This is a genomic window from Pseudomonas sp. FG1 (genome assembly GCF_034313875.1).
Lineage (GTDB): Bacteria > Pseudomonadota > Gammaproteobacteria > Pseudomonadales > Pseudomonadaceae > Aquipseudomonas > Aquipseudomonas veronii.
Map to the genome: position 1 here is coordinate 1,377,635 of NZ_JAVIWP010000001.1, position 18,381 is coordinate 1,396,015.

Sequence of the window (18,381 nt, forward strand, 5' to 3'; positions counted from 1 at the left end):
AGCGAGCGCCAAGGCTAGCGCAATGCCCGGGCGAGAGCCAGCGTCGAGGCATCCGGGAGCGGCTGGCGCGCCCTTGTTCCGACGGGTTTTCAGATGGCCAGAATGGCCTGGGCCAGTTGTGCGTCTGTCGCAGCGCTCAGTTGCGGCGCTTGCTGGCGGATCTGCGCCAGGGCGCTTTCCAGTTTGACCCCACGAATGGCGCCTTGGCTGGCGACGAAGCTGGCGGCGTCGTCACGGGCGGCGCGCACGACCTTGTTGTCACGCAGGGAGGAGGTGGCATCGGAGCTGGCATCGGAGGTGGCTTTCAATGCGCCGACGATCGAGTCGGTCGTCACGATGAGGCTGGACGCATGGGCGTTGGCGGCGAGGGCCAACAGGGCGGCGGCACTCAGCAGGCGAAGACGGGACATGGGGTTACTCCTGTAGATGAACAAATAAGGTCGCGCGCAGCGGCCACTGTGAAACGGATGTGGATGCCATTGAGCATCAGACGCCCGTTCTACACGGTTCGCCACGTGGTGACCGGATATTAAGCCGCGGCCTGTCCATTCGAAAAGCGCCTTGACTGTCTAGTCACGCCAGAACGGCTTGGACAGCTCGACATGGCGCTCGCCGGGGCTGATACCCGCGTCGGACAGCTCTCGAGGGTCGAGCTGGGCCAGTTGGTGTCGTTCTCGGGCCTGTTGCCGCCACCTGGCGAGCGTGGCGACGATGCGGCGTAACAACGTGGTGCGCGGGGTTGGTGGGTGCATGGGGAGCGCCTTACAGGGTCTTTTTTTTGGAAGACCATGTTGAGCGGATCGTTTCGACCGATACAGATACACCGGCGCTAAATTGTACTGCTCGATTGTTATAATAATCGAACTGTACTGGTTGGTTTGCAAGCTATCTGTTCGGGGCCGAAAACACCCGGGCCCAGACACAACAAAGCCCGCCTCCGGTGACCCGGGGCGGGCTTTGCTTAACGAATCAGGTTGCTGGCTGTGGACCCGGTGGGTCAGGGCCAGCGGGCGCTCATTAACGCCAGAACGGCTTGCTCAGCTCTTCGTAGCGTTGTGCTTCGCTGATACCGGCGTCAGCCAGCAGACGCGAATCCAGACGAGCCAGTTGATGGCGGCTGGAGATGCGGCGCTGCCACAGCATCAGGTTGGCGATAACGCGCAGAGGCAAGGAAGCCTGGGTGCTTACAGCTTTTTCTTCGAAGAACAGATCGGAACTGAGTGTACGTTCCATGATGACATCCTTCCGCTTGTGGCGGGATTAGGTAGTGGTTTAACTGATGCCAATGATCCTCCTCCCGCGCAAGACTCTCTAGATACAGTTCACCTGTATTGTGAGGGGCCAGTTAACTGTTTATAGCGGCTGTACTGTACGGAAATGGGGCAACTGTACCTGTCCGCACTGAAACAGTGCAAAAATGGCATTTTAGAAGAGAGGTGTGGGATATTTCGGTAGGAAAAGACCAGTACAGCAGTACAGTTTTTTCCAGAAAGGGGGATGATGCAACCGAGCTGATGAAACTGTGTGCATCAGCTCGGTTGTGTATCGATCAATCCTTGAGCATGTGCCCGGTTTCTTCCAGGTTAATGTGCCAGCTCAGGGCTTCGCGCAGGACGTGTGGGGTGTGGCCACCAATCGCGCAAGCGGCGTTGAAGTATTTGTTCAACGCATCGCGATAGTCCGGATGCACGCAGTTGTCGATGATCACCCGTGCGCGCTCCCGTGGCGCCAGGCCACGCAAGTCGGCGAGGCCCACTTCGGTCACGAGGATGTCGACGTCGTGCTCGGTGTGGTCGACGTGGCTGACCATCGGCACCACGCTGGAAATCGCCCCGGCCTTGGCAATCGACTTGGTCACGAAGATTGCCAGGTGCGCGTTACGCGCGAAGTCGCCCGAGCCGCCGATCCCGTTCATCATCCGCGTCCCGCACACGTGCGTGGAGTTGACGTTGCCGTAGATGTCGAACTCCAGCGCGGTGTTGATCGCGATGATGCCCAGGCGACGAACCACTTCGGGGTGGTTGGAAATTTCCTGCGGACGCAGCACCAGTTTGTCCTTGTAGTGCTCCAGGTTGCCGAACACGTTGCTGTTGCGCCGCTCCGACAAGGTGATCGAACTGCCGGAGGCGAAGCTCAGCTTGCCGGCGTCAATCAGGTCGAACGTCGAGTCCTGCAGCACTTCCGAATACATGGTCAGGTCTTCGAACGGCGAATCGATCAAGCCACACATCACGGCGTTGGCGATGTTGCCGATCCCGGCCTGCAGCGGGCCGAGCTTGTTGGTCATGCGGCCGGCGTCCACTTCCTGCTTGAGGAAGTTGATCAGGTGGCTGGCGATGCCTTGGGTGTCGGCGTCCGGCGGCGTCACTGTGGAAGGCGAGTCAGCCTTGTTGGTGATCACGATGGCGACGATCTTCTCCGGCGGAATCGGGATCGCGGTGCTGCCAATGCGGTCGTCGACTTTTACCAGCGGGATCGGCGTGCGCGTCGGCCGATAGGTCGGGATGTAGATGTCGTGCAGGCCTTCCAGGTTCGGGTTGTGCGCCATGTTGATCTCGACGATCACTTGCTTGGCGAAAATCGCGAAACTGGCCGAGTTGCCCACGGAAGTGGTTGGCACGATATGGCCTTGTTCGGTGATCGCAACGGCTTCGATCACGGCAATGTCAGGCAGCTTGAGCTGGTTGTTGCGCAGTTGCTCGACGGTTTCCGACAAATGCTGGTCGATGAACATCACCTCGCCGGCATTGATCGCCTTGCGCAGGGTGCTGTCGACCTGGAACGGCATGCGTCGCGACAGCACGCCGGCTTCGGTCAGTTGCTTGTCGAGATCGTTGCCCAGGCTGGCGCCGGTCATCAGGGTGATTTTCAGCGGCGACGTCTTGGCACGTTCGGCCAGAGCTTGAGGGACGGCCTTGGCTTCACCCGCACGGGTAAAGCCGCTCATCCCGACGGTCATGCCGTCCTCGATCAGTGCGGCGGCATCAGCCGCGCTCATGACCTTGTTCAACAGCGAAGGCAAGCGGATACGATCACGGTACATGGATTGTTATCTCGAGATACGGAGGCAAGGTGCGCAGTTTAGTGATTTCAAAAGTTTTCGGCCCGCTACCATGGTCGAATGCCGGGCAGCGATTTAGGGCCTTTGGTCGGTTTTCATGCTGCAATAAAAAACCCTAGCCTACTGCAGGCCAGGGTTTCGGGTATTGCGCTGGCGCAGTGTTACTCGACAGCCTTGACCATGTCTTCGATAACCTTCTTGGCGTCGCCGAAGACCATCATGGTTTTGTCCAGGTAGAACAGCTCGTTGTCCAGGCCGGCATAGCCGCTGGCCATCGAGCGCTTGTTGACGATGATGGTCTTGGCCTTGAACGCCTCGAGGATCGGCATGCCGGCAATCGGCGAGTTCGGATCGTTCTTGGCGGCCGGGTTGACCACGTCGTTCGCGCCGAGCACCAGTACTACGTCAGCCTGGCCGAATTCGGAGTTGATGTCTTCCATCTCGAACACCTGGTCGTAAGGCACTTCGGCCTCGGCCAGCAATACGTTCATGTGTCCGGGCATGCGGCCGGCCACCGGGTGGATCGCGTACTTCACGGTCACGCCACGGTGGGTCAGCTTCTCGGTCAGTTCCTTCAGCGCATGCTGTGCCCGCGCCACTGCCAGGCCATAGCCCGGCACGATGATCACGGTATCGGCGTTGGTCAGCAGGAACGTGGCGTCGTCGGCCGAGCCGGACTTCACCGGGCGCGCTTCTTTCGAGCCGGCCGCCGCACCGGCATCCGGCGCATTGCCGAAACCGCCGAGCAGCACGTTGAAGAAGGAGCGGTTCATCGCCTTGCACATGATGTAGGACAGGATCGCACCGCTGGAGCCCACCAGCGAGCCGGCGATGATCAGCATCGAGTTGTTCAGCGAGAAGCCGATCCCTGCCGCAGCCCAGCCGGAGTAGCTGTTGAGCATCGATACCACTACCGGCATGTCGGCGCCGCCGATCGGGATGATGATCAGCACGCCCAGCACGAACGCCAGGGCCAGCATCAGCGCGAAGGCAGAGAGGTTGCCGGTGAACATGAAGGTCAGGCCGAGCCCCAATGTAGTCAGGCCGAGCACCAGGTTCAGTTTGTGCTGGCCGCCGAACTGTACCGGTGCGCCTTGGAACAGGCGGAACTTGTACTTGCCCGACAGCTTGCCGAAGGCGATCACCGAACCGGAGAAGGTGATGGCGCCGATGGCGGCACCGAGGAACAGTTCCAGGCGGTTACCGGCCGGGATCGCATCGCCCAGGTGTTTGACGATGCCCAGCGATTGCGGCTCGACCACGGCGGCAATGGCGATAAACACCGCGGCCAGGCCGATCATGCTGTGCATGAAGGCGACCAGTTCCGGCATCTTGGTCATTTCCACGCGCTTGGCCATGATCGAGCCGGCGGTGCCGCCGATCAGCAGGCCCACGATCACGTAGCCGATGCCGGCAGTGGCAAGCTCAGCGCCCAGCTTATAGATGAGGCCCACGGTGGTGAGCACCGCCAGCGCCATGCCGAGCATGCCGAACAGGTTGCCGCGCCGCGAAGTGGTCGGATGCGACAGGCCTTTGAGGGCCTGGATGAAACAGATCGACGCGATCAGATAGAGCGTCGTGACAAGATTCATGCTCATTACTTCGGCGCCTCTTCTTTTACTTTCGGGGCTTTCTTCTTGAACATCTCAAGCATCCTGCGAGTCACCAGGAAGCCGCCGAACACGTTGACGGCCGCCAGGGCCACAGCCAGCGTGCCCATGGTCTTGCCCAGCGGAGTCACGGTCAGCGCAGCGGCCAGCATGGCGCCGACGATCACGATCGCCGAGATTGCGTTGGTCACCGCCATCAACGGCGTGTGCAGTGCGGGGGTAACGTTCCAGACCACGTGGTAACCGACATAAATCGCCAGCACGAAGATGATCAGGTTGTAGATACCGGGGGAGATAAGCTCTTCCATCGTCTGAATCCCTGCTTAGGCGTTTTTGCGGATGACTTGGCCGTCGCGGCACATCAGGCACGCGGCGACGATGTCGTCTTCGAGGTTGATTTCAAACTTCCCTTCCTTGTTGAAGACCAGCTTCAGGAAGTCCAGCAGGTTGCGCGCATACAGGGCCGATGCGTCGGCGGCGACGGCACCTGCCAGGTTGGTCGGGCCGCAAATGATCACGCCGTTTTCCACCACCACCTGGTCGGCGACGGTCAGCGGGCAGTTGCCGCCCTGGGCTGCGGCAAGGTCGATCACCACTGAGCCCGGCTTCATCTGGGCAACCGTGTCGGCGCTGAGCAGGGTCGGAGCCTTGCGGCCCGGGATCAGGGCGGTGGTGATGACGATGTCGGCCTGCTTGGCGCGTTCGTGGACCGCCAGGGCCTGGCGTTGCATCCAGCTGGTCGGCATCGGCCGTGCGTAACCGCCGACGCCGACGGCGCATTCACGCTCTTCGTCGGTCTCATAAGGCACGTCGACGAACTTGGCGCCGAGGGATTCGATCTGCTCCTTCACGGCCGGGCGCACGTCAGACGCTTCGATCACTGCACCCAGGCGTTTCGCCGTGGCGATGGCCTGCAGCCCCGCGACGCCAGCGCCGAGGATCAACACGCGTGCGGCTTTTACCGTACCGGCGGCAGTCATCAGCATCGGCATGAAGCGTGGGTAATGATGGGCGGCGAGCAACACGGCCTTGTAACCGGCGATGTTGGCCTGGGACGACAGCACGTCCAGGCTCTGGGCCCGCGAAGTACGCGGTGCGGCTTCGAGCGCGAAGGCCGTGATGCCCTGCTCGGCCAGCTTGGCGATGGTTTCGTTGCTGAACGGATTGAGCATGCCCACCAGCACGGTGCCGCTTTTGATCAGCGTCAGTTCGCTGTCGCTGGGGGCTACCACTTTGAGGATCAGCTCCGCGCCAAATGCATCGCTGGCGCTGCCAATGGTTGCACCTGCCGTTTCATAGGCACTGTCGACGATGCTGGCTTTAATGCCCGCCCCGCTTTGTACAGTGACCTTATGGCCCTGGCCGATCAGCTTCTTGATGGTTTCCGGGGTGGCAGCCACCCGCGTTTCACCGGTCTGGGTTTCGAGAGGAACACCAATGTGCACGTGAAATCTCCTGCATGATCTTTTTGCTTTTGATCTTATTGTAAAAAGGCCAGCGCACCGTGAGTGGCGCATCTGGGGCGGCCGATCAGCACGATCCCGCTGAAATGACAGCGGGGCGCGGCATTTTGCAGGCGAACTTTACGACCTTACAAGGGATTATGACGGGTGACGAAAAATTAACTACAAGTCACCCTGTGACTGATTGTCGCAACGTTTTGAGAAAAAACCTTTAAATACAAGTGGTTAATGGTGTGTTTTGGTTTTTCGGTAGTTTTGCAATCGCCGTTGTGAATAGCCGGGCATTGGTCGGTAATAGTCGCTACAAGCCATGAGAATCATGGCTTGTAGCCTCATTCTCGCCGAACAGGTACAGTTTGCTTAAATGCGACATATAGATATATCTGTAGGATAGTATTTTAGCTGACTACATGGTCAATAAATGGCACTTCGTCTTTAGATTACAGGGCTATAGCGCTGCGACTGATCGATCAGCCAATCCCTGAAGGCGTGCAGGGAGGCCGATTCGACTTTCCTGTCAGGAATCATCAAGTAATACGCCTTCGAACTGCTCAGTGCTTCAGGGCTCGCGATCACCAGTTGGTGCTCGTCCAGTTCGCGCTGGATGAGGAACGGTGGAATCAGCGCAATGCCCATGTCATGCATGGCTGCCTGGGACAACATCGAGAATAGCTCGTAGCGGGGGCCTGTCATGTCGCGAGGTATGTTCAGTTGTTGCGCGTTGAACCACTGGCGCCAGGCATAGGGCCGCGTGGTCTGCTGCAGCAGCGGCAGTTCCGCGATTTCCTGGGGGCTGAAGTGCGCGCGGCTGCCGAGTAAGCGCGGGCTGCACACCGGGACCGGGTTTTCTCCCATCAGCCGGTGGGATTCGGTACCGGACCAGTCGGCATCGCCGAAATAGATCGCGGCGTCGAATTCGGTGTCGGCAAACAGGAAGGGGCGCGTGCGGTTGGTGAGGTTGACCGTGACTTCCGGGTGCTGGCGCTGAAAGTCCTTGAGACGAGGGATCAGCCATTGGGTGCCAAAGGTCGGCACCACCGCCAGCTCGATGACGTTCGCGCCCTGCTGTCCCATGACGGACAAGGTGTCGCGTTCCACCGCGTCCAATTGCGTGGCGACCCGACGGCTATACGACAGGCCTGCTTCCGTCAGCTTGACCCCACGCCGCGAGCGTCGAAACAGCTCGACACTTAAAAACTCCTCGAGGCTGGCGATCTGTCGGCAAATGGCGCCCTGAGTGATGGAAAGCTCCTGCGCCGCCTTGGTAAAGCTCTCGTGGCGGGCTGCAGCTTCAAAGCTGACAAGGGCGGTGGTGCTGGGGATTTTTCTGCGCATGTACCTTGTTCTCACTTATAAGGCGCGTTTGCGCCCTTCTCGGCCGTTACGGAGTGAGAAATTAGCACAAGCCTATGCAAAAACCTCGTTTGCCCTCTGCGCTTGCCGAGCCTAGTCTGCATGCACGACTTCTGATTTCTTTGCGAGGACTTATTCATGGCTGGCAAGGCAAGCTTCAACTGGATCGATCCACTGCTGCTGGATCAACAGCTCACCGAAGAAGAGCGCATGGTGCGCGACAGTGCTGAGCAATTCGCCCAGGACAAGTTGGCGCCAAGGGTGCTCGAAGCCTTCCGCCATGAAAAGACCGACCCTGCGATCTTCCGTGAGATGGGCGAAACCGGCCTGTTGGGCGCGATGATTCCCGAGCAGTACGGCGGCAGTGGCCTGAATTACGTCAGCTACGGGTTGATTGCGCGTGAGGTCGAGCGAGTCGACTCCGGCTATCGCTCGATGATGAGTGTGCAGTCGTCACTGGTCATGGTGCCGATCAATGAGTTCGGCACCGAAGCGCAAAAACAGAAATACCTGCCGAAGCTGGCGTCGGGTGAATGGATCGGTTGCTTCGGTCTGACCGAGCCTAACCACGGTTCCGACCCGGGCGCGATGATTACCCGGGCACGCAAGGTGGATGGCGGCTACAGCCTGACCGGCGCCAAGATGTGGATCACCAACAGCCCGATCGCCGATGTGTTCGTGGTGTGGGCCAAGGACGATGCCGGCGATATCCGCGGTTTTGTCCTGGAGAAAGGCTGGAAAGGTCTGAGCGCTCCGGCGATTCACGGCAAGGTCGGCCTGCGGGCTTCCATTACCGGCGAGATCGTCATGGACAACGTGTTCGTGCCTGACGAGAACATCTTCCCGGATGTGCGTGGTTTGAAAGGCCCCTTCACCTGCCTTAACTCCGCTCGTTACGGCATCTCCTGGGGCGCGCTGGGTGCTGCCGAGTTCTGCTGGCACACTGCTCGCCAGTACACCCTTGATCGTCATCAGTTCGGTCGGCCATTGGCGGCGACCCAGCTTATCCAGAAGAAGCTCGCGGACATGCAGACCGAGATCACTCTGGCCTTGCAAGGCTGCCTGCGCCTGGGACGGATGAAGGATGAAGGCACTGCGGCGGTGGAAATTACTTCGATCATGAAGCGCAATTCCTGCGGCAAGTCGCTGGATATCGCACGCATGGCGCGGGATATGCTGGGCGGCAACGGTATCTCCGACGAGTTCGGGGTGGCGCGTCACCTGGTCAACCTGGAAGTGGTGAACACCTATGAAGGTACCCACGATGTACACGCCTTGATTCTGGGGCGCGCGCAAACCGGTCTTCAGGCGTTCTATTAATAGGAGCACGGGCATGGGCGCGCTTTCGCATCTGCGGGTACTGGATTTGTCGCGAGTACTGGCGGGCCCTTGGGCCGGGCAGATCCTCGCGGACCTTGGGGCCGAAGTGATCAAGGTCGAGCGGCCGGGCAATGGTGACGACACGCGTGCCTGGGGGCCTCCCTTCCTCAAGGACGCGTATGGCGAGAACACCAGTGAAGCGGCGTATTACTTGTCGGCCAACCGCAACAAAGAGTCGGTGACCATCGACTTCACGCAGCCGGAGGGGCAGAAGCTGGTGCGTGACCTGGCGGCCAAGTCCGACATCCTGATCGAGAACTTCAAGGTGGGCGGCCTGGCGGCGTATGGGTTGGACTATGCCTCGCTGAAGGCGGTCAACCCGGCGTTGATCTATTGCTCGATCACGGGGTTTGGCCAGACGGGGCCTTATGCGGCGCGTGCGGGCTACGACTTCATGATCCAGGGGTTGGGCGGACTCATGAGCCTGACGGGGCGGCCGGAGGGTGATGAGGGGGCGGGCCCGGTGAAAGTGGGGGTGGCGTTGACTGACATCCTTACGGGGCTCTATTCGGCGGTGGCGATCCTGGCGGCGCTGGCTCATCGCGAGCGTGATGGCGGCGGGCAACATATTGATATGGCGCTGCTGGACGTGCAGGTGGCTTGTCTGGCCAACCAGGCGATGAACTACCTGACGACAGGCGTGCCGCCAAAGCGCTTGGGCAATGCGCATCCGAATATCGTGCCTTATCAGGATTTTCCCACGGCCGATGGCGACTTCATCCTGACGGTGGGGAATGACGGGCAGTTCCGTAAGTTTGCGCAGGTGGCAGGTCAGCCGCAGTGGGCGGATGATCCGCGTTTCGCGACCAACAAGGTGCGGGTGGCCAATCGCGCGGAACTGATTCCCTTGATTCGCCAGGCGACGGTGTTCAAGACGACGGCTGAATGGGTGTCGCAACTGGAGCGAGTCGGCGTGCCGTGTGGGCCGATCAATGATCTGGCGCAGGTATTCGCGGATGCCCAGGTCAAGGCGCGCGGGCTGGCGATTGAGTTGCCCCACGCACTGGCGGGGATGGTGCCTCAGGTTGCCAGTCCTATACGGTTATCCAAGACCCCTGTGGAATACCGCAGCGCGCCTCCTTTATTGGGTGAGCATACGGTCAGGGTGTTGCAGGAAGTGCTGGGGTTGATGCCGGCGAATGTGGCTGCTTTAAAAGAAGCTGGGGTTATCTGAGTCCTCTCTTCTATATGGAGCGTCATTAAGGGCTCTATATAGAAGAAAGTTGGTTGTTTTTTAGCCAATCCTAACTATTGGATAGATAAGCGAAATTAAAGGTTGACGGCAAATCCTGGACGTCTATAATTCGCCCCACTTCCGGCGCAGTCGAAACAGAAAACTCCTTGGTAAACAAAGAGTTACGCAAGATTCGACAGCGACCTGCTTCAGTTCATCGAGGCCTGGAAGGAGTTGGTAGAGCAGGGTTGTTTGGCTCTATTAACGTTTCGATCTTCTCGGTCGAAAGCGGAGAAAAAGAGGTGTTGACAGCAGCGTGTAACGCTGTAGAATTCGCCTCCCGCTAACGAGAGATCGGAAGCGCAAGTGGTTGAAGTTACAAAGGAAACTTTGAAAACTTCTGAAAATAATCACTTGACAGCAAATGAGGCTGCTGTAGAATGCGCGCCTCGGTTGAGACGAAAGATCTTAACCAACCGCTCTTTAACAACTGAATCAAGCAATTCGTGTGGGTGCTTGTGGAGTCAGACTGATAGTCAACAAGATTATCAGCATCACAAGTTACTCCGCGAGAAATCAAAGATGTAACCAACGATTGCTGAGCCAAGTTTAGGGTTTCTTAAAAACCCAAAGATGTTTGAACTGAAGAGTTTGATCATGGCTCAGATTGAACGCTGGCGGCAGGCCTAACACATGCAAGTCGAGCGGTAGAGAGAAGCTTGCTTCTCTTGAGAGCGGCGGACGGGTGAGTAATGCCTAGGAATCTGCCTGGTAGTGGGGGATAACGTTCGGAAACGGACGCTAATACCGCATACGTCCTACGGGAGAAAGCAGGGGACCTTCGGGCCTTGCGCTATCAGATGAGCCTAGGTCGGATTAGCTAGTTGGTGAGGTAATGGCTCACCAAGGCGACGATCCGTAACTGGTCTGAGAGGATGATCAGTCACACTGGAACTGAGACACGGTCCAGACTCCTACGGGAGGCAGCAGTGGGGAATATTGGACAATGGGCGAAAGCCTGATCCAGCCATGCCGCGTGTGTGAAGAAGGTCTTCGGATTGTAAAGCACTTTAAGTTGGGAGGAAGAGCAGTTACCTAATACGTGATTGTTTTGACGTTACCGACAGAATAAGCACCGGCTAACTCTGTGCCAGCAGCCGCGGTAATACAGAGGGTGCAAGCGTTAATCGGAATTACTGGGCGTAAAGCGCGCGTAGGTGGTTAGTTAAGTTGGATGTGAAATCCCCGGGCTCAACCTGGGAACTGCATTCAAAACTGACTGACTAGAGTATGGTAGAGGGTGGTGGAATTTCCTGTGTAGCGGTGAAATGCGTAGATATAGGAAGGAACACCAGTGGCGAAGGCGACCACCTGGACTGATACTGACACTGAGGTGCGAAAGCGTGGGGAGCAAACAGGATTAGATACCCTGGTAGTCCACGCCGTAAACGATGTCAACTAGCCGTTGGGAGCCTTGAGCTCTTAGTGGCGCAGCTAACGCATTAAGTTGACCGCCTGGGGAGTACGGCCGCAAGGTTAAAACTCAAATGAATTGACGGGGGCCCGCACAAGCGGTGGAGCATGTGGTTTAATTCGAAGCAACGCGAAGAACCTTACCAGGCCTTGACATCCAATGAACTTTCTAGAGATAGATTGGTGCCTTCGGGAACATTGAGACAGGTGCTGCATGGCTGTCGTCAGCTCGTGTCGTGAGATGTTGGGTTAAGTCCCGTAACGAGCGCAACCCTTGTCCTTAGTTACCAGCACGTCATGGTGGGCACTCTAAGGAGACTGCCGGTGACAAACCGGAGGAAGGTGGGGATGACGTCAAGTCATCATGGCCCTTACGGCCTGGGCTACACACGTGCTACAATGGTCGGTACAGAGGGTTGCCAAGCCGCGAGGTGGAGCTAATCCCAGAAAACCGATCGTAGTCCGGATCGCAGTCTGCAACTCGACTGCGTGAAGTCGGAATCGCTAGTAATCGCGAATCAGAATGTCGCGGTGAATACGTTCCCGGGCCTTGTACACACCGCCCGTCACACCATGGGAGTGGGTTGCACCAGAAGTAGCTAGTCTAACCTTCGGGGGGACGGTTACCACGGTGTGATTCATGACTGGGGTGAAGTCGTAACAAGGTAGCCGTAGGGGAACCTGCGGCTGGATCACCTCCTTAATCGACGACATCAGCTGCTCCATAAGTTCCCACACGAATTGCTTGATTCATTGAAGAAGACGATAAAGAAGCAGCCCGAAATTGGGTCTGTAGCTCAGTTGGTTAGAGCGCACCCCTGATAAGGGTGAGGTCGGCAGTTCGAATCTGCCCAGACCCACCAATTTTGTGTGGGAACCTGTAGCAATACGGGGCCATAGCTCAGCTGGGAGAGCGCCTGCCTTGCACGCAGGAGGTCAACGGTTCGATCCCGTTTGGCTCCACCACTACTGCTTCTGGAAGTTGAAAGCTTAGAAATGAGCATTCCATCGTGATGATGGTGAATGTTGATTTCTAGTCTTTGATTAGATCGTTCTTTAAAAATTTGGGTATGTGATAGAAAGATAGACTGAACGTTACTTTCACTGGTAACGGATCAGGCTAAGGTAAAATTTGTGAGTTCTCTTAATTGAGAAATTCGAATTTTCGGCGAATGTCGTCTTCACAGTATAACCAGATTGCTTGGGGTTATATGGTCAAGTGAAGAAGCGCATACGGTGGATGCCTTGGCAGTCAGAGGCGATGAAAGACGTGGTAGCCTGCGAAAAGCTTCGGGGAGTCGGCAAACAGACTTTGATCCGGAGATGTCTGAATGGGGGAACCCAGCCATCATAAGATGGTTACCTTACACTGAATACATAGGTGTAAGGGGCGAACCAGGGGAACTGAAACATCTAAGTACCCTGAGGAAAAGAAATCAACCGAGATTCCCTTAGTAGTGGCGAGCGAACGGGGACTAGCCCTTAAGTGGCTTTGAGATTAGCGGAACGCTCTGGAAAGTGCGGCCATAGTGGGTGATAGCCCTGTACGCGAAAATCTCTTAGTCATGAAATCGAGTAGGACGGAGCACGAGAAACTTTGTCTGAATATGGGGGGACCATCCTCCAAGGCTAAATACTACTGACTGACCGATAGTGAACTAGTACCGTGAGGGAAAGGCGAAAAGAACCCCGGAGAGGGGAGTGAAATAGATCCTGAAACCGTATGCGTACAAGCAGTGGGAGCCTACTTTGTTAGGTGACTGCGTACCTTTTGTATAATGGGTCAGCGACTTATTTTCAGTGGCGAGCTTAACCGAATAGGGGAGGCGTAGCGAAAGCGAGTCTTAATAGGGCGTCTAGTCGCTGGGAATAGACCCGAAACCGGGCGATCTATCCATGGGCAGGTTGAAGGTTGGGTAACACTAACTGGAGGACCGAACCGACTACCGTTGAAAAGTTAGCGGATGACCTGTGGATCGGAGTGAAAGGCTAATCAAGCTCGGAGATAGCTGGTTCTCCTCGAAAGCTATTTAGGTAGCGCCTCATGTATCACTGTAGGGGGTAGAGCACTGTTTCGGCTAGGGGGTCATCCCGACTTACCAAACCGATGCAAACTCCGAATACCTACAAGTGCCGAGCATGGGAGACACACGGCGGGTGCTAACGTCCGTCGTGAAAAGGGAAACAACCCAGACCGTCAGCTAAGGTCCCAAAGTTATGGTTAAGTGGGAAACGATGTGGGAAGGCTTAGACAGCTAGGAGGTTGGCTTAGAAGCAGCCACCCTTTAAAGAAAGCGTAATAGCTCACTAGTCGAGTCGGCCTGCGCGGAAGATGTAACGGGGCTCAAACCATACACCGAAGCTACGGGTATCACGTAAGTGATGCGGTAGAGGAGCGTTCTGTAAGCCTGTGAAGGTGAGTTGAGAAGCTTGCTGGAGGTATCAGAAGTGCGAATGCTGACATGAGTAACGATAATGGGTGTGAAAAACACCCACGCCGAAAGACCAAGGTTTCCTGCGCAACGTTAATCGACGCAGGGTTAGTCGGTCCCTAAGGCGAGGCTGAAAAGCGTAGTCGATGGAAAACAGGTTAATATTCCTGTACTTCTGGTTATTGCGATGGAGGGACGGAGAAGGCTAGGCCAGCTTGGCGTTGGTTGTCCAAGTTTAAGGTGGTAGGCTGGAATCTTAGGTAAATCCGGGATTCTAAGGCCGAGAGCTGATGACGAGTCATCTTTTAGATGACGAAGTGGTTGATGCCATGCTTCCAAGAAAAGCTTCTAAGCTTCAGGTAATCAGGAACCGTACCCCAAACCGACACAGGTGGTTGGGTAGAGAATACCAAGGCGCTTGAGAGAACTCGGGTGAAGGAACTAGGCAAAATGGCACCGTAACTTCGGGAGAAGGTGCGCCGGTGAGGGTGAAGGACTTGCTCCGTAAGCTCATGCCGGTCGAAGATACCAGGCCGCTGCGACTGTTTATTAAAAACACAGCACTCTGCAAACACGAAAGTGGACGTATAGGGTGTGACGCCTGCCCGGTGCCGGAAGGTTAATTGATGGGGTTAGCTAACGCGAAGCTCTTGATCGAAGCCCCGGTAAACGGCGGCCGTAACTATAACGGTCCTAAGGTAGCGAAATTCCTTGTCGGGTAAGTTCCGACCTGCACGAATGGCGTAACGATGGCGGCGCTGTCTCCACCCGAGACTCAGTGAAATTGAAATCGCTGTGAAGATGCAGTGTATCCGCGGCTAGACGGAAAGACCCCGTGAACCTTTACTATAGCTTTGCACTGGACTTTGAATTTGCTTGTGTAGGATAGGTGGGAGGCTTTGAAGCGTGGACGCCAGTTCGCGTGGAGCCAACCTTGAAATACCACCCTGGCAACTTTGAGGTTCTAACTCAGGTCCGTTATCCGGATCGAGGACAGTGTATGGTGGGTAGTTTGACTGGGGCGGTCTCCTCCTAAAGAGTAACGGAGGAGTACGAAGGTGCGCTCAGACCGGTCGGAAATCGGTCGTAGAGTATAAAGGCAAAAGCGCGCTTGACTGCGAGACAGACACGTCGAGCAGGTACGAAAGTAGGTCTTAGTGATCCGGTGGTTCTGTATGGAAGGGCCATCGCTCAACGGATAAAAGGTACTCCGGGGATAACAGGCTGATACCGCCCAAGAGTTCATATCGACGGCGGTGTTTGGCACCTCGATGTCGGCTCATCACATCCTGGGGCTGAAGCCGGTCCCAAGGGTATGGCTGTTCGCCATTTAAAGTGGTACGCGAGCTGGGTTTAGAACGTCGTGAGACAGTTCGGTCCCTATCTGCCGTGGACGTTTGAGATTTGAGAGGGGCTGCTCCTAGTACGAGAGGACCGGAGTGGACGAACCTCTGGTGTTCCGGTTGTCACGCCAGTGGCATTGCCGGGTAGCTATGTTCGGAATAGATAACCGCTGAAAGCATCTAAGCGGGAAACTAGCCTCAAGATGAGATCTCACTGGGACCTTGAGTCCCCTGAAGGGCCGTCGAAGACTACGACGTTGATAGGTTGGGTGTGTAAGCGCTGTGAGGCGTTGAGCTAACCAATACTAATTGCCCGTGAGGCTTGACCATATAACACCCAAGCAATTTGCGAACTCGGAAGAGACCAGATTGCGGTGTGTGAAGACGAAACGAGCCGAAAGTTCGACTCTTACAAAACACCGAAAGCTATCACATACCCAATTTGCTGAAGCGAGGCCAGCTGGCCACGACTCAGTACCCGAATTTCTTGACGACCATAGAGCATTGGAACCACCTGATCCCATCCCGAACTCAGCAGTGAAACGATGCATCGCCGATGGTAGTGTGGGGTTTCCCCATGTGAGAGTAGGTCATCGTCAAGATTAAATTCCAGAACCCCTGTTTGCTCGCGCAGACAGGGGTTTTGTTTTAGTAGAAGTCCACGAATTTCACTGGAGCGTTGCCAAGGCAACGGTCTGGTACACAGAATTTCTTGACGACCATAGAGCATTGGAACCACCTGATCCCATCCCGAACTCAGCAGTGAAACGATGCATCGCCGATGGTAGTGTGGGGTTTCCCCATGTGAGAGTAGGTCATCGTCAAGATTAAATTCCGAAACCCCTGTCTGCTTGCGCAGACAGGGGTTTTGTCGTTTAAGAGGTCTGCTTTGGTCGCACATCTGCTCAGCCGACTCCCTGCATCTGATCGATGGTCATCCGTCCTGGAAAACTGCAAGACTTTGCAGTTTCGGACGCCTTGCTTGTACCGCCGGTCTGTTTCCCACTCAAAAAGAGGATCTTTCTGACAAATCCTTAAGATTCCATTTCATTTGGCCGAAAGCCTGACGAGCCATGCGTGCACCGATTTGGAGCAGATCAAGCGTCTGCCCAGGCGTTACATGGAATGTTCCACCCAGCACGCTCCCCCCCTTTGGCAAAAGAAGTCGATGAAATGAATCTAAAGTTCAGTCATAAAATTCTGTTGGCCGCGTCAGGCGTCGTGGTCTTGGCCTTCGCGTTATTCACGTTGTACAACGATTACTTACAGCGCAGCGCCATCAAACAAAACCTGGAGTCGTCCATCCAGCAATCCGGAGAACTCACCGCCAGCAGTGTGCAGAACTGGCTCAGTGGCCGTGTGCTGATACTCGAAAACCTGGCACAAAACATGGCCCACCAGGGCAGTGCTGCAGATCTTCCAGGCTTGGTTGATCAGCCCGCACTCACCTCGAACTTCCAGTTCACTTACGTCGGCCAAACCAACGGCGTGTTCACCCAACGCCCCGACGCAAAAATGCCCGATGGCTATGACCCGCGCCAGCGTCCTTGGTACAAGCAAGCCGTGGCGGCTGACAAACCGATGCTGACCCCGCCTTACATGGCAGCCGTGGGTGGGCAGATCGTGACCATCGCCATGCCGGTGAAAAAGAACGGCGAGTTGCTGGGCGTGGTCGGTGGTGACCTGAGCCTGCAAACGCTGGTGAAGATCATCAACTCGGTAGACTTCGGCGGCATCGGCCATGCGTTCCTGGTCAGCGGCGACGGTCAGGTCATCGTCAGCCCCGATCAGGGCCAGGTGATGAAGAACCTCAAGGACATCTACCCAGGCACCAGCGTCCGTATCGAGAAGCTTAACCAGGATGTTGTCCTCAACGGTCAGGATCGCATTCTGTCCTTCACCCCTATCGCCGGCTTGCCAGGTGCGGACTGGTACATCGGCTTGTCGATTGATAAAGACAAAGCCTACGCCCCCCTGGGTAAATTCCGCACCTCCGCGCTGATTGCCATGCTGATTGCCGTGGTGGCGATTGCGGTGCTCTTGAGCTTGCTGATCCAAGTACTGCTGCGGCCGCTGACCACCATGGGCGTTGCCATGCAGGACATCGCCCAGGGTGAGGGTGACCTGACCCGCCGCCTGGACGTGACCAGCAAAGATGAGTTTGGCGAGGTAGGGAGTGCCTTCAACCAGTTCGTCGAGCGTATCCACGCCTCGATTTCCGAGGTGTCCTCGGCAACACGCCAGGTGCATGACTTGTCCCAGCGCGTAATGGCGTCGTCCAACGCTTCGATCGTCGGTTCTGACGAGCAGAGCGCGCGCACCAACAGCGTAGCCGCGGCAATCAACGAACTGGGCGCCGCGACCCAGGAAATCGCGCGTAACGCCGCTGACGCTTCCCAGCACGCCAGTGGTGCCAGCGAGCAGGCTGACGATGGGCGAAAAGTGGTGGAGAAAACCATCCTGGCGATGTCGGAACTGTCGCAAAAGATCAGCCTGTCCTGCACCCAGATCGAAACCTTGAACGCCAGCACCGATAACATCGGCCACATTCTCGATGTGATCAAAGGCATCTCCCAGCAGACCAACCTGCTCGCGCTCAACGCCGCGATTGAGGCCGCCCGTGCCGGGGAAGCGGGTCGCGGGTTTGCCGTGGTCGCCGATGAAGTGCGCAACCTGGCTCACCGTACCCAGGAGTCGGCGGAGGAAATCCACAAAATGATTACTTCGCTGCAAGTGGGTTCGCGTGAAGCGGTGACCACCATGAACGCGAGCCAGACCTCCAGCGAAGAGAGCGTCGAAGTCGCCAACCAGGCCGGTGAGCGCCTGATCAGCGTGACGCAGCGGATTGTTGAAATCGACGGCATGAACCAGTCGGTCGCCGCCGCCACCGAGGAGCAGACCGCGGTGGTGGAAACCCTCAATGTCGACATCAACCAGATCAACCTGCTGAACCAGCAAGGCGTGGCCAACCTCAATGAAACATTGAAGGACTGTGACGCGTTGTCTCAACAGGCCAGCCGCTTGAAACAACTGGTCGACAGTTTCAAGATCTGACCTCAACGGCATAGGAGCGAGGCCTCTCGCTCCTACTG

11 protein-coding genes, 2 tRNA genes and 4 rRNA genes are annotated in these 18,381 nt (G+C 56.7%); 9 read left to right on the forward strand and 8 right to left on the reverse strand.

Going from position 1 to position 18,381, the window contains the following annotated elements; genetic code table 11:
* Positions 1-89 precede the first annotated feature (89 nt).
* From RGV59_RS06520 to RGV59_RS06555, 8 genes are all read right to left on the reverse strand, one after another.
* Entirely contained in the window at positions 90-410 is a 321-nt protein-coding gene (locus tag RGV59_RS06520; protein ID WP_017849052.1) for a DUF2388 domain-containing protein, read from the reverse strand.
* Positions 411-569: 159 nt separating this feature from the next.
* Positions 570-752, reverse strand: a complete 183-nt coding sequence (locus tag RGV59_RS06525) for a DUF1127 domain-containing protein (protein ID WP_102618546.1) — start codon at positions 750-752, stop codon at positions 570-572.
* 265 nt (positions 753-1,017) lie between these two features.
* On the reverse strand, positions 1,018-1,233 hold the full coding sequence (locus RGV59_RS06530; protein WP_017849054.1) for a DUF1127 domain-containing protein: 216 nt from the start codon (positions 1,231-1,233) through the stop codon (positions 1,018-1,020).
* A 316-nt stretch (positions 1,234-1,549) separates the two neighbouring features.
* Positions 1,550-3,043 (reverse strand): acetyl-CoA hydrolase/transferase family protein, encoded by a 1,494-nt coding sequence (locus tag RGV59_RS06535; protein WP_017849055.1) that lies wholly within the window; start codon positions 3,041-3,043, stop codon positions 1,550-1,552.
* A gap of 179 nt (positions 3,044-3,222) precedes the next feature.
* On the reverse strand, positions 3,223-4,659 hold the full coding sequence (locus tag RGV59_RS06540) for an NAD(P)(+) transhydrogenase (Re/Si-specific) subunit beta (RefSeq protein ID WP_017849056.1): 1,437 nt from the start codon (positions 4,657-4,659) through the stop codon (positions 3,223-3,225).
* A complete protein-coding gene (locus RGV59_RS06545; RefSeq protein ID WP_003187417.1) occupies positions 4,659-4,979 on the reverse strand; it encodes an NAD(P) transhydrogenase subunit alpha in 321 nt (106 codons plus the stop codon). Before RGV59_RS06545 ends, RGV59_RS06540 begins: the two co-directional genes overlap by 1 nt.
* 15 nt (positions 4,980-4,994) lie before the next feature.
* Positions 4,995-6,116 carry a Re/Si-specific NAD(P)(+) transhydrogenase subunit alpha gene (locus RGV59_RS06550; protein ID WP_126585928.1) on the reverse strand — a complete coding sequence of 374 codons (1,122 nt, stop codon included), beginning with the start codon at positions 6,114-6,116 and terminating at the stop codon, positions 4,995-4,997.
* Positions 6,117-6,569: 453 nt separating this feature from the next.
* Positions 6,570-7,469 carry a LysR family transcriptional regulator gene (locus tag RGV59_RS06555; RefSeq protein WP_102618547.1) on the reverse strand — a complete coding sequence of 300 codons (900 nt, stop codon included), beginning with the start codon at positions 7,467-7,469 and terminating at the stop codon, positions 6,570-6,572.
* Between the two features lie 156 nt (positions 7,470-7,625).
* Here RGV59_RS06555 and RGV59_RS06560 point away from each other — a divergent pair, with 156 nt between their 5' ends.
* From RGV59_RS06560 to RGV59_RS06600, 9 genes are all read left to right on the forward strand, one after another.
* Complete coding sequence (locus RGV59_RS06560; RefSeq protein WP_017849059.1) at positions 7,626-8,807, forward strand: acyl-CoA dehydrogenase; 1,182 nt, start codon at positions 7,626-7,628, stop codon at positions 8,805-8,807.
* Positions 8,808-8,820: 13 nt separating this feature from the next.
* Complete coding sequence (locus RGV59_RS06565) at positions 8,821-10,041, forward strand: CaiB/BaiF CoA transferase family protein (protein ID WP_126585929.1); 1,221 nt, start codon at positions 8,821-8,823, stop codon at positions 10,039-10,041.
* Between the two features lie 639 nt (positions 10,042-10,680).
* Positions 10,681-12,217: ribosomal RNA gene (locus RGV59_RS06570) — 16S ribosomal RNA — on the forward strand.
* 83 nt (positions 12,218-12,300) lie between these two features.
* A tRNA-Ile gene (locus tag RGV59_RS06575) sits at positions 12,301-12,377 on the forward strand.
* A 27-nt stretch (positions 12,378-12,404) separates the two neighbouring features.
* Positions 12,405-12,480 (forward strand) — tRNA-Ala (locus RGV59_RS06580).
* Between the two features lie 247 nt (positions 12,481-12,727).
* Positions 12,728-15,619: ribosomal RNA gene (locus RGV59_RS06585) — 23S ribosomal RNA — on the forward strand.
* Between the two features lie 156 nt (positions 15,620-15,775).
* Positions 15,776-15,891 (forward strand): 5S ribosomal RNA (gene rrf, locus RGV59_RS06590).
* A 109-nt stretch (positions 15,892-16,000) separates the two neighbouring features.
* Positions 16,001-16,116: ribosomal RNA gene (gene rrf, locus RGV59_RS06595) — 5S ribosomal RNA — on the forward strand.
* The 16S, 23S and 5S rRNA genes sit together here with 2 tRNA genes alongside, the layout of an rRNA operon.
* A gap of 346 nt (positions 16,117-16,462) precedes the next feature.
* Complete coding sequence (locus RGV59_RS06600; RefSeq protein WP_017845552.1) at positions 16,463-18,343, forward strand: methyl-accepting chemotaxis protein; 1,881 nt, start codon at positions 16,463-16,465, stop codon at positions 18,341-18,343.
* The last annotated feature ends 38 nt before the right edge of the window (positions 18,344-18,381 follow it).